Origin of the sequence: Serratia silvae, from assembly GCF_023282985.1 — a bacterium.
Lineage (GTDB): Bacteria > Pseudomonadota > Gammaproteobacteria > Enterobacterales > Enterobacteriaceae > Chania > Chania silvae.
Map to the genome: position 1 here is coordinate 82,088 of NZ_JAGQDC010000016.1, position 12,702 is coordinate 94,789.

The 12,702-nt window shown below is 55.0% G+C and carries 11 protein-coding genes; 10 read left to right on the top strand and 1 reads right to left on the bottom strand.

What is annotated here, in order from left to right:
* The first annotated feature begins 3 nt into the window (after positions 1-3).
* The 10 genes from infB (at position 4) to yedF (ending at position 11,599) form a co-directional block, all read left to right on the top strand.
* Entirely contained in the window at positions 4-2,691 is a 2,688-nt protein-coding gene (infB, locus tag KAJ71_RS17980) for a translation initiation factor IF-2 (protein WP_248946956.1), read from the top strand.
* A gap of 69 nt (positions 2,692-2,760) precedes the next feature.
* Positions 2,761-3,171: a 30S ribosome-binding factor RbfA gene (gene rbfA / locus KAJ71_RS17985; protein WP_248946957.1), complete on the top strand. Its 411-nt coding sequence runs from the start codon at positions 2,761-2,763 to the stop codon at positions 3,169-3,171.
* Positions 3,171-4,115 carry a tRNA pseudouridine(55) synthase TruB gene (truB, locus tag KAJ71_RS17990; protein ID WP_248946958.1) on the top strand — a complete coding sequence of 315 codons (945 nt, stop codon included), beginning with the start codon at positions 3,171-3,173 and terminating at the stop codon, positions 4,113-4,115. Before rbfA ends, truB begins: the two co-directional genes overlap by 1 nt.
* 115 nt (positions 4,116-4,230) lie before the next feature.
* Positions 4,231-4,500 (top strand): 30S ribosomal protein S15, encoded by a 270-nt coding sequence (gene rpsO, locus KAJ71_RS17995; RefSeq protein WP_010279698.1) that lies wholly within the window; start codon positions 4,231-4,233, stop codon positions 4,498-4,500.
* A 240-nt stretch (positions 4,501-4,740) separates the two neighbouring features.
* Positions 4,741-6,861: a polyribonucleotide nucleotidyltransferase gene (pnp, locus tag KAJ71_RS18000; protein WP_141131012.1), complete on the top strand. Its 2,121-nt coding sequence runs from the start codon at positions 4,741-4,743 to the stop codon at positions 6,859-6,861.
* A 129-nt stretch (positions 6,862-6,990) separates the two neighbouring features.
* Positions 6,991-7,875, top strand: coding sequence for a lipoprotein NlpI (gene nlpI / locus KAJ71_RS18005; RefSeq protein ID WP_021179056.1), 885 nt, complete (start codon positions 6,991-6,993; stop codon positions 7,873-7,875).
* 123 nt (positions 7,876-7,998) lie between these two features.
* Positions 7,999-8,073: a protein YrbN gene (gene yrbN, locus KAJ71_RS23680; RefSeq protein ID WP_223499600.1), complete on the top strand. Its 75-nt coding sequence runs from the start codon at positions 7,999-8,001 to the stop codon at positions 8,071-8,073.
* Entirely contained in the window at positions 8,063-10,009 is a 1,947-nt protein-coding gene (locus KAJ71_RS18010) for a DEAD/DEAH family ATP-dependent RNA helicase (protein ID WP_248946959.1), read from the top strand. Before yrbN ends, KAJ71_RS18010 begins: the two co-directional genes overlap by 11 nt.
* Before the next feature lie 139 nt (positions 10,010-10,148).
* Positions 10,149-11,363: a selenium metabolism membrane protein YedE/FdhT gene (gene yedE / locus KAJ71_RS18015; RefSeq protein ID WP_248946960.1), complete on the top strand. Its 1,215-nt coding sequence runs from the start codon at positions 10,149-10,151 to the stop codon at positions 11,361-11,363.
* A complete protein-coding gene (yedF, locus tag KAJ71_RS18020) occupies positions 11,360-11,599 on the top strand; it encodes a sulfurtransferase-like selenium metabolism protein YedF (RefSeq protein ID WP_021179059.1) in 240 nt (79 codons plus the stop codon). The genes yedE and yedF overlap by 4 nt, the downstream gene beginning before the upstream one ends.
* A 34-nt stretch (positions 11,600-11,633) precedes the next feature.
* On the opposite strand, the gene KAJ71_RS18025 is transcribed toward yedF, so the two are convergent.
* Complete coding sequence (locus KAJ71_RS18025) at positions 11,634-12,647, bottom strand: luciferase-like monooxygenase (RefSeq protein ID WP_248946961.1); 1,014 nt, start codon at positions 12,645-12,647, stop codon at positions 11,634-11,636.
* Positions 12,648-12,702 lie beyond the last annotated feature (55 nt).

Consider the following 12,702-nt stretch of genomic DNA (forward strand, 5'->3'; position numbering starts at 1 on the left):
AGCATGACGACAGATGTAACCGTAAAATCGCTGGCAGCAGAGATACAGACACCGGTTGATCGCCTGGTACAGCAGTTTGCTGATGCAGGGATCAACAAGTCTGAGACCGACTCTGTGACACAGCACGAGAAAGAAACCTTACTGGCGCACCTGAACCGTGAACACGGTAGTGCGCCAGGCAAACTCACGTTGCAGCGCAAAACGCGCAGCACCTTGAATATTCCGAGCACCGGCGGTAAGAGTAAATCGGTGCAAATTGAGGTCCGCAAGAAACGCACTTATGTAAATCGCGATCCGCAGGAAGCCCAGCAGGCTGAAGCGGCTGAGCAGGCACAGCGTGAAGCGGAAGAGCAGGCAAGGCGCGAAGCGGAAGAGCTAGCGAAACGCGAAGCAGAAGCCAAGCGCGTTGCCGTTGAGCAAGCCAAACGTGAGGCCGCGGAGATTGCTAAGCGTAATTCAGCGGAAAAAGAAAAAGTGACCAATCAACATACCGACGAAATGACCAAGCCAGCTCAGGCAGAAAAAGCACGCCGTGAAGCCGAAGCCGCCGAACTGAAACGTAAAGCGGAAGAAGAAGTACGCCGTAAGGTTGAAGAAGACGCCAAACGCGTAGCGGAAGAAGCGCGCCGTATGGCCGAAGAAAACGGTGAGAAGTGGGCTGAAGCCGAAGCAGCAAGCGCTGCGGTTGAAACAGCTGACTACCACGTAACCACCTCCGAGCACGCTCGTGCTGCCGAAGACGAAAACGACGCCAAAGTTGAAGGTGAGCGCCGTAGCCGTACTCGCGGTGGCAAAGCGACCAAACAGAAGAAAGGCAACAAGCTCTCCGAGTCTAAAGCAGACCGCGAAGAAGCTCGCACCATGACCCGTGGCGGTAAAGGCAAGCGTAAGCCAAGCACCCTGCAGCAGGGCTTTAACAAGCCAGCTCAGGTGGTGAACCGTGACGTGGTGATCGGCGAGACCATCACCGTTGCCGAACTGGCTAACAAGATGGCGGTAAAAGGTTCTCAGGTCATCAAAGCGATGATGAAGCTGGGCGCCATGGCCACCATCAACCAGGTCATCGACCAGGAAACCGCACAGCTGGTTGCTGAAGAGATGGGCCACAAAGTTATCCTGCGTCGTGAGAACGAGCTGGAAGAAGCGCTGATGAGCGACCGTGACACTGGCGCTGGCGCCGAGTCTCGTGCGCCAGTCGTGACCATCATGGGTCACGTTGACCACGGTAAAACCTCTCTGCTCGACTACATCCGCTCCACCAAGGTGGCAGTAGGCGAAGCTGGTGGTATTACTCAGCACATCGGTGCTTACCACGTAGAAACCGAAAACGGCATGATCACCTTCCTGGATACCCCAGGCCACGCAGCGTTTACTTCAATGCGTGCACGTGGTGCTCAGGCGACTGACATCGTGGTTCTGGTGGTAGCAGCAGACGACGGCGTGATGCCACAAACCATCGAGGCCATTCAGCATGCTCAGGCGGCTAAAGTGCCATTGGTGGTTGCGGTTAACAAAATTGACAAGCCAGAAGCCGATCCAGACCGCGTTAAGCAAGAGCTGTCCCAGTATGGCGTTATGCCAGAAGAGTGGGGCGGTGAAGCTCAGTTTGTCCACGTATCCGCGAAAGCCGGTACCGGTATCGACGAACTGTTGAACGCTATCCTGCTGCAGGCCGAAGTTCTCGAACTGAAAGCGGTTCGTAGCGGTATGGCGAGCGGTGTGGTTATCGAATCCTTCCTGGATAAAGGCCGTGGCCCAGTGGCTACCGTGCTGGTACAGGAAGGGACGCTGAACAAGGGCGATATCGTCCTGTGTGGCTTCGAGTATGGCCGTGTTCGTGCGATGCGTGACGAATTGGGCCGTGAAGTGACCTCTGCGGGTCCTTCTATCCCGGTTGAGATCCTGGGCCTGTCCAGCGTTCCTGCTGCGGGTGACGAAGCGACCGTAGTGCGTGACGAGAAGAAAGCACGTGAAGTTGCGCTGTACCGTCAAGGCAAGTTCCGCGAAGTTAAACTGGCTCGCCAGCAGAAATCTAAACTGGAGAACATGTTCGCGAACATGACCGAAGGTGAAGTTTCTGAGCTGAACATCGTACTGAAAACCGACGTACAGGGTACCTGTGAAGCGATTTCCGATTCACTGCAGAAACTCTCTACCGACGAAGTGAAGGTGAAGATTGTGGGTTCTGGCGTAGGTGGTATCACCGAAACCGACGCCACCCTGGCTGCGGCATCCAACGCCATCATTCTGGGCTTCAACGTGCGTGCGGATGCTTCAGCACGCCGCGTGATTGAAGCAGAAAGCCTGGATCTGCGTTATTACTCCGTGATCTATAACCTGATCGACGAAGTGAAGCAGGCGATGAGCGGTATGTTGGCGCCTGAGTACAAACAGCAGATCATCGGTCTGGCTGAAGTACGTGATGTGTTCAAATCACCTAAGTTTGGCGCTGTTGCCGGCTGTATGGTGACCGAAGGCAACATCAAGCGTCACAACCCAATCCGCGTGCTGCGTGACAACGTGGTTATCTATGAAGGCGAGCTGGAATCCCTGCGCCGCTTCAAAGATGACGTTAACGAAGTTCGTAACGGTATGGAATGTGGTATCGGCGTTAAGAACTACAACGACGTGCGCGTTGGCGACATGATCGAAGTGTTCGAAATCATCGAGATCCAGCGTACCATCGCTTAAGCCTCGATAAACGCTTAAATCTGTTTTAGGGGGGCCTTGTGCCCCCCGATTTGTCTGGAGGATTTCCAAATGGCAAAAGAATTCAGCCGCGGTCAACGCGTGGCACAAGAAATGCAAAAAGAGATTGCGATGATCTTGCAGCGTGAAGTCAAAGATCCGCGTGTCGGCATGGCTACCGTTTCAGGTGTTGAAGTGTCTCGCGATCTGGCTTACGCCAAAGTTTACGTCACCTTCCTGAACGTGCTGACCGAAAACCACGATCCGGATCTGGTGACCAACGGCATTAAAGCGTTGCAGGATGCCTCTGGCTATATCCGTACGCTGCTGGGCAAAGCGATGCGCCTGCGCGTAGTGCCGGAACTGACCTTTTCCTACGATAACTCACTGGTTGAAGGCATGCGCATGTCCAACCTGGTGACCAACGTAGTGAAGAACGATGCCGACCGTCGCAATGCATCAGGCGATGAAGAGGAGGCTTAATGAGTCGCCCTCGCCGTCGCGGCCGTGACATTCACGGCGTACTGCTGTTGGACAAACCGCAGGGCTTGTCGTCCAACGACGCCCTGCAAAAAGTAAAACGTATCTACAATGCCAACCGCGCGGGCCACACCGGCGCGCTCGATCCACTGGCGACCGGTATGCTGCCAATCTGCCTGGGTGAGGCCACCAAGTTCTCCCAGTATCTGCTCGATTCCGATAAGCGTTACCGCGTGATTGCCCGTTTGGGCCAGCGCACGGATACCTCGGATGCCGATGGCCAGATCGTGCAGGAGCGGCCGGTAAACTTCACCCAGGCGCAGCTCGATACCGCGTTGGACACCTTCAGGGGTAACATCCAGCAGGTGCCTTCGATGTATTCCGCACTGAAATACCAAGGCAAAAAGCTGTACGAATATGCTCGCCAGGGTATCGAAGTCCCGCGTGAAGCTCGTAGCATCACCGTGTATGAGTTGCAGTTTATCCGCTGGGAAGGGGATGAGCTTGAGCTGGAAATTCACTGCTCGAAAGGCACTTACATCCGCACTATTACGGATGACCTCGGTGAACTGCTGGGCTGTGGAGCACACGTGATTTATCTGCGTCGCCTGCAGGTGGCGAAGTATCCGATTGCCCGCATGATCACGTTGGAACAACTGAATGCGTTATTGGAACAGGCACAGGAACAGAGCATTGCGCCAAGCGAGCTGCTCGATCCATTGCTGATGCCGATGGACAGCCCGGCCGAAGACTTCCCTGAAGTGAACTTACTGCCAGCGGTAGCGGGTTACGTCAAACAAGGGCAGCCGGTGCAGGCCGCAGGGGCTCCAGCCTCGGGTCTGGTGCGCATTACCGAAGGCGAAGAACGTAAATTTATCGGCATTGGCGAGATTGCCGATGATGGCCGAGTCGCGCCGCGCCGCCTGGTTGTCGAATATTTCGACTGACCTGCCCGCCTTGCGATCGCCCTGCGCTAAGAGTAGAATGGCGCAGCTTATGCATTGGGTTGCTGAATTAGAGATCGGCGCCTGTATTTATTATCTATAATTTTGGAGTATGACAATGTCTCTAAGTGTTGAAGCTAAAGCTAAAATCGTAGCTGACTTCGGTCGTGGTACTAACGACAGCGGTTCTACCGAAGTTCAGGTTGCCCTGTTGACTGCGCAGATCAACCATCTGCAAGGCCACTTCTCAGAGCACAAAAAAGATCACCACAGCCGTCGTGGTCTGCTGCGTATGGTTTCTCAGCGTCGTAAGCTGCTGGACTACCTGAAGCGTAAAGATGTAGCACGTTACACCAGCCTGATCGAGCGTCTGGGTCTGCGTCGCTAATCGAGCAAGTTTCAGTAGAAAGGGGCCAAATTTGGCCCCTTTCTTCTAGGAAGCATAAGCAAATCAGGTTAATGTATTACTGAGGATCTTCCGTTACAGAGGTTCGCGCGGCTAATGAGAGGCTTTATCTCATGAGAGATAAGGATTGTCATTAGTCGCGAGGATGTAGTGAGAAGGTCAGTGAACCACAGGCGTGTCGAGTCGAAGAACGATTGCGCGCCACCAATTAAGGATTAAATTTTGCTGACTCCGATTATTCGCAAATTCCAGTATGGCCAACACACCGTGACGCTTGAGACCGGTATGATGGCACGTCAAGCCACCGCCGCCGTGATGGTGAGCATGGATGACACCGCAGTATTCGTCACCGTTGTAGGCCAGAAGAAAGCCAAACCAGGCCAGAGCTTCTTCCCTCTGACCGTGAACTATCAGGAGCGTACTTACGCTGCTGGCCGTATCCCGGGTAGCTTCTTCCGTCGTGAAGGCCGTCCTAGCGAAGGCGAAACCCTGACTTCCCGTCTGATTGACCGTCCGATCCGCCCACTGTTCCCAGATAGCTTCCTGAACGAAGTGCAAGTGATCGCCACCGTGGTTTCCGTGAACCCACAGGTAAACCCAGACATCGTAGCGATGATCGGTGCCTCTGCTGCCCTGAGCCTGTCCGGTATTCCGTTCAATGGGCCAATCGGTTCTGCGCGCGTGGGTTACATCAACAATCAGTACGTACTGAACCCAACCACCGACGAGCTGAAAGAAAGCAGCCTGGACTTGGTGGTTGCTGGTACCGCAGGCGCGGTGCTGATGGTGGAATCCGAAGCAGACGTGCTGAGCGAAGATCAGATGCTGGGCGCAGTAGTGTTTGGCCACGATCAACAGCAAATCGTTATCGAAAACATTAACGCTCTGGTTGCCGAAGCTGGCAAGCCGAAGTGGGATTGGCAGGCACCAGCAGTTAACGAAGCGCTGCATGCGCGCGTAGCTGAGCTGGCCGAAAGCCGTCTGGGCGATGCTTACCACATCACCGAAAAACAAGAGCGTTACGCTCAGGTTGATGCGATCAAAGACAGCGTAGTGGAAACTCTGCTGGCGCAAGACGAGACTCTGGACGCGTCTGAAATTCAGGATATCCTGGGCACCGTTGAGAAAAACGTCGTACGTAGCCGTGTGCTGCGTGGCGAGCCGCGTATCGATGGCCGCGAGAAAGACATGATCCGTGGTCTGGACGTGCGCACTGGCGTCCTGCCACGTACCCACGGTTCTGCACTGTTCACCCGTGGTGAAACTCAGGCGCTGGTTACTGCCACTCTGGGTACCGCTCGTGACGCACAGAACATTGATGAGCTGATGGGTGAGAAAACCGACAGCTTCCTGTTCCACTACAACTTCCCTCCGTACTCTGTTGGCGAAACCGGCATGGTAGGTTCACCGAAGCGTCGTGAAATCGGTCATGGTCGTCTGGCAAAACGTGGTGTTTTAGCTATGATGCCTAAACCAGAAGATTTCCCGTACACCGTGCGTGTGGTGTCTGAAATCACCGAATCCAACGGTTCTTCTTCAATGGCTTCCGTTTGTGGTGCTTCTCTGGCACTGATGGACGCAGGCGTGCCAATCAAGGCAGCTGTTGCGGGTATCGCAATGGGCCTGGTGAAAGAAGACGAAAACTTTGTTGTACTGTCTGACATTCTGGGTGACGAAGATCACCTGGGCGACATGGACTTCAAAGTGGCCGGTAGCCGCGATGGTATCACCGCGCTGCAGATGGACATTAAAATTGAAGGTATCACCCGCGAAATCATGCAGGTGGCTCTGAATCAGGCCAAAGGTGCTCGTCTGCACATTCTGGGCGTGATGGAACAGGCTATCAGCACGCCGCGTGGCGATATCTCTGAGTTCGCACCACGTATTCACACCATCAAGATCAATCCAGACAAGATCAAAGATGTGATCGGTAAAGGCGGCTCAGTCATCCGTGCGTTGACCGAAGAGACTGGCACCACGATCGAAATTGAAGACGACGGTACAGTGAAGATTGCTGCAACCGACGGCGACAAAGCGAAGTTCGCTATCCGCCGCATCGAAGAGATCACCGCAGAGATCGAAGTTGGCCGTGTGTATCAGGGTAAAGTGACCCGTATCGTTGATTTTGGTGCCTTCGTGGCCATCGGCGGCGGTAAAGAAGGCCTGGTGCACATCTCTCAAATCGCCGACAAGCGCGTTGAGAAAGTGACCGACTATCTGCAAATGGGTCAGGAAGTACCGGTTAAGGTACTGGAAGTTGATCGCCAGGGCCGTGTGCGTCTGAGCATCAAAGAAGCTACAGCGCCAGAATCCGCTGCGGCTCCTGCACCAGAAGCAGAATAACTGTATCAACAGTTTTACAGCTCCCTGCCGTTAGGGTTGGGGGCTGTCCTTATCGCGTGGGTAGGATACTCGCGTATTAGCAAGCGGAGGACAGGACGTTCATCCAATGTTTGTCTTCGGGAGTAGGAAATGAAGCCTTTCTTGCGCTGGTGTTACGTTGCGACAGCACTATTGCTGGCAGGATGCAGCAACCATGATTGGCGTAAAGACGAAGTTCTGGCTATTCCGTTGCAGCCCACGCTGCAGCAGGAAGTAATCCTGGCGCGCATGGAACAAATACTTGCCAGCCGGGCATTAACGGACGATGAGCGAGCACAGCTTTTATATGAGCGCGGTGTGCTGTATGATAGTCTTGGTTTACGTGCTCTAGCGCGCAATGACTTTTCACAAGCGCTAGCGATACGTCCTGATATGCCAGAAGTTTTCAACTACCTGGGCATTTACTTAACGCAGGCAGGCAATTTTGATGCTGCCTATGAAGCGTTTGATTCTGTACTAGAGCTTGATCCAACTTACAATTACGCGCGTTTAAACCGGGGCATCGCACTGTATTATGGCGGCCGCTTCCCGTTGGCGCAGGATGATCTGCAGGCGTTTTATCAAGACGACCCAAACGATCCCTTCCGTTCGCTGTGGCTTTATCTGGTGGAGAGAGAAATCGATCCCAAGATGGCTACCGTATCGCTCCAGCAGCGTTATGACAAATCGGACAGAGGGCAATGGGGATGGAATATTGTCGAATTCTACCTGGGCAAAATCAGCGAAAAAACGCTGATGGAACGCCTCAAGGCAGATGCAACGGATAACACTTCGCTCGCTGAGCATCTCAGTGAAACTGACTTCTATTTAGGTAAGCACTACCTAAGTCTGGGGGACAAGGACACCGCTTCGGCGCTGTTCAAACTGACGGTGGCTAACAACGTTCATAACTTTGTTGAGCACCGCTATGCATTGTTGGAATTGGCGCTGTTGGGCCAAGAACAAGACGACCTATCGGAATCGGACCAGCAATAGCTGACGGACACTTATCAGCCTGATTTACATTGGTTTTTTTGCCAAAGTAATCGCCTTAACGGGCGAGGGCTTTTTTGTCTGTTTTATAATCTAATTTGAGCCGGTTCACACTTTTCAATGAAAATGACTGAAAATTTTCTCGACGAGTTATGTAGACTGGCCGCCATTATTAATGAGGCACGTGTACATGACTACTGAGCTTGAAACCTCTTTTGCTGACCTGGGGCTGTCTGCTCCGATCATTGCTGCCCTGACCGATCTGGGCTACGAAAAACCATCACCGATCCAGGCTGAGTGTATTCCTCACCTGTTGAACGGTCGCGACGTGCTGGGCATGGCGCAGACCGGTAGTGGTAAAACCGCGGCGTTCTCGCTGCCCCTGCTGCACAACCTCGATGCAGCCCTGAAAGCACCACAAATCCTGGTACTGGCTCCGACCCGCGAACTGGCGGTTCAGGTAGCTGAAGCCATGACCGATTTCTCCAAGCACATGCATGGCGTTAACGTGGTGGCCCTGTACGGTGGCCAACGTTATGACGTGCAGCTGCGCGCTCTGCGTCAGGGCCCGCAAATCGTAGTAGGGACCCCGGGCCGTCTGCTGGATCACCTGAAACGTGGCACCCTGAACCTTTCTGCCCTGAAAGGCCTGGTTCTGGACGAAGCCGACGAAATGCTGCGCATGGGCTTTATCGAAGACGTAGAAACCATCATGGCGGAGATCCCGGCTGAACATCAGACCGCGCTGTTCTCTGCGACCATGCCGGAAGCGATCCGTCGTATTACCCGTCGTTTCATGAAAGATCCACAGGAAGTGCGCATTCAGTCCAGCATCACCACACGTCCGGACATCAGCCAGAGCTACTGGACCGTGCAGGGTATGCGTAAAAACGAAGCGCTGGTGCGTTTCCTGGAAGCTGAAGATTTTGACGCGGCGATCATCTTCGTGCGTACCAAAAATGCGACCCTGGAAGTGGCCGAAGCGCTGGAGCGCAGCGGTTACAACAGCGCCGCACTGAACGGTGACATGAACCAGGCGCTGCGTGAGCAGACCTTGGAGCGTCTGAAAAGTGGCCGTCTGGATATTCTGATCGCCACCGACGTTGCCGCTCGTGGTCTGGACGTTGAGCGTATCAGCCTGGTGGTAAACTATGACATCCCTATGGATTCAGAGTCTTACGTTCACCGTATCGGCCGTACCGGTCGTGCTGGCCGTGCTGGCCGCGCGCTGCTGTTTGTAGAAAACCGCGAACGCCGCCTGCTGCGCAACATCGAACGCACCATGAAGCTGACCATCCCTGAAGTAGAGCTGCCAAACGCAGATCTGCTGGGTGAGCGCCGCCTGGCCAAGTTTGCCGCTAAAGTTCAGCAGCAGCTGGAAAGCAGCGATCTGGATATGTACCGTGCGCTGCTGGCTAAGCTGCAGCCGGGTGAAGATCTGGATATGGAAACGCTGGCCGCTGCACTGCTGAAAATGGCGCAGGGCGAACGTCCTCTGATCCTGCCACCAGATCCGGTATTCAAACCGCGTCAACGTCGTGAGTTCAACGATCGTGACGAACGTGGGAGCGACCGTCGTCGTGACGCACGTCCAGACAGCCGTGACGGTGGTGCTGAGCGTCCACGTCGCGAACGCCGTGACGTTGGTGAAATGCAGTTGTACCGCATTGAAGTGGGCCGTGATGACGGCGTGGAAGTTCGTCATATCGTTGGCGCTATCGCTAACGAAGGTGACATCAGCAGCCGTTACATTGGTAACATCAAGCTGTTCGCTTCCCACTCTACCATCGAGCTGCCAAAAGGCATGCCGGGCGAGATCCTGAATCACTTCACTCGCACCCGCATTCTGAACAAGCCGATGAACATGCAACTGCTGGGCGATGCACAGCCGCATGAACGTCGTGAGCGTCCTGCTGGTGGTAACGGTGGTGAGCGCCGTGGCGGTGCCCGTCCATTCAACGGCGAGCGTCGCGAAGGTGGGCCTGCACCACGCCGTTCTTTCGGTGAGCGTCGTGAAGGCGGTAATGCTGCCGGTGGCGAACGCCGTGGCGGTAACTTCAACCGTGACAAGCCAGCACCACGCCGTGACGATGCAGCAGCTCCTGCCGCACCACGTCGCCGTTTCGGTGATGCATAAGCGTTGATTTGACCGTATACGGTTAATCAGCTTAAGAAACCAGTCTTCGGACTGGTTTTTTTTTGCCTGGCATCTCAGTTAATACCGCTAAAGGGCGTATCATTCGTAAGATTTATCTTACGGATGCACAGGAGCTGCCGTGAACTGGCAACAATTCAAATCTCAATACCTGGTGCGCTTTTGGGCGCCCTTACCGGCGGTAATCGCAGCCGGGATCCTCTCGACCTACTATTTCGGCATGACCGGCACCTTCTGGGCGGTAACCGGCGAATTTACCCGCTGGGGCGGCCATATTTTGCAGTGGTTTGGTTTTCACCCCGAGCAGTGGGGCTACTTTAAGGTGATCGGCCTGCAGGGCACACCGCTCGATCGTATCGATGGGCGCATGATTATCGGCATGTTTGCGGGTTGCATCGCTGCCGCGCTGTGGGCCAACAACATCAAACTACGTCTGCCGCAGCACCGCATCCGCATTGCACAGGCGTTGCTGGGCGGCATTATTGCCGGTTTTGGTGCGCGTTTGGCGATGGGATGTAACCTGGCGGCCTTCTTTACCGGTATTCCACAGTTCTCTTTGCATGCCTGGTTTTTTGCGCTGGCCACGGCGGTGGGATCTTACTTCGGTGCCAAATTCACCTTGCTGCCGATGTTCCGTATCCCGGTCAAGCTGCAAAGAGTGAAAGCGGCCTCACCGTTGACGCAAAAGCCTGAGCAGGCACGCCGTCGTTTCCGTTTGGGGATGGTGGTTTTTTGCCTCACGGTGGCCTGGTCATTATGGACGCTGTTTGATGCGCCGAAGCTCGGCATCGCCATGCTGTTTGGTATCGGTTTTGGCCTGCTGATTGAACGGGCGCAGATCTGCTTTACCTCGGCGTTCCGCGATCTGTGGATCACTGGCCGTACGCATATGGCCAAAGCCATTATTATCGGCATGGCGGTCAGCGCCATCGGCATCTTCAGCTATGTGCAGCTGGGCGTCTCGCCGAAGATTATGTGGGCCGGGCCCAACGCGGTACTGGGCGGCCTGCTGTTTGGCTTCGGTATTGTGCTGGCTGGCGGCTGTGAAACCGGCTGGATGTATCGTGCGGTGGAAGGGCAAGTCCATTACTGGTGGGTGGGATTGGGCAACATTATCGGTGCCACGCTGCTAGCCTACTACTGGGACGATCTGGCACCAGCCTTGGCGACCAACTACGACAAGATTAACCTGCTGGACACCTTCGGACCGATCGGCGGTCTGCTGGTGACCTATCTGCTGCTGGCCATCGCCTTTGCCGCGATGCTGTGGTGGGAGAAACGGTTTTTCCGCACCAAGCCAGATGCACAGGTGGTGAACTTAAGGAGTGAAGCATGAAACAGACAGAGATCGTGCCGGATTACCGGTTGGATATGGTGGGAGAGCCTTGTCCGTATCCGGCGGTGGCCACGTTAGAGGCGATGCCGCAGCTGAAACCGGGCGAAATATTGGAAGTGATCAGCGACTGTCCGCAGTCGATCAATAATATCCCGCTCGATGCCCGTAACCACGGCTACAAGGTGCTGGATATCCAGCAGGATGGGCCAACCATTCGCTACCTGATCCAGCGTTGATAGAACAAGGGCACCATTACGGTGCCCTTATCATTTATTCCTTCACTAAATCGCCTTTCACCCCGGCAACAATCTCAAACGACCGTAAACGCGCCTGATGATCGAAAATCTGGCCGTTAACCATGATCTCGTCCGCGCCGGTTTCGCGCAGCAGGCTTTGCAGGCCATGGCGGATGGTGCTTTCGCTACCGACGATCGACATACGTAGCGCCTGATCGACGCCATACTGCTCACCTGCGGTCCACAGCGCATGGATATTATCGACCGGCGGCGGCAGTGGGCCTGGTGAGCCACGGCGCAGGTTGATAAACTGCTGCTGCATGGAGGTGAACAGGAAGCGGGCGTTTTGGTCACTGTCTGCGGCGACCACGTTGACGCACACCATCGCGTGCGGCTGCTGGCATTGCTCAGACGGCTTAAAGTTCTCACGGTACACATTCAGTGCCTGGAACAGCATATCTGGCGCAAAGTGCGAGGCGAAGGCAAACGGCAGGCCGAGCTGTGCTGCCAACTGCGCACTGTACAGGCTAGAACCCAACAGCCAGATTGGCACCTGTAAACCTTGGCCCGGCACGGCCTGTACCGCTTGCCCTGGCTGCACTTCGCCAAAGTAATGTTGCAGTTCTTGCACGTCACGCGGGAAGTTGTCTACCTCGCCAGAGAGGTGGCGACGCAGCGCCATCATGGTGCGTTGGTCAGTACCCGGTGCGCGGCCAAGCCCCAGATCGATACGCCCCGGATAGAGTGATTCCAAGGTGCCGAACTGTTCGGCGATCACCAGCGGCGCATGGTTTGGCAGCATCACGCCGCCTGAGCCGAGGCGAATGCTCTGGGTGCCGGATGCTAAATAACCTAGTAATACCGACGTCGCTGCACTGCCGATGCCGGTCATATTGTGGTGTTCTGCTAGCCAGTAGCGCTGATAGCCCCACTTTTCAGCATGTTGCGCCAAATCCAGCGAGCCGTGAAACGCGTCGCGCGCCTTGGCTCCCTGAGGGATCGGGGATAAATCCAGTACCGAAAGCGGCACCCGTGTATTATCTGTCATTTTCATCGTCCATTGTGCTGATATCCGTGTTTTTTTAACCGGATATCGGATTGAT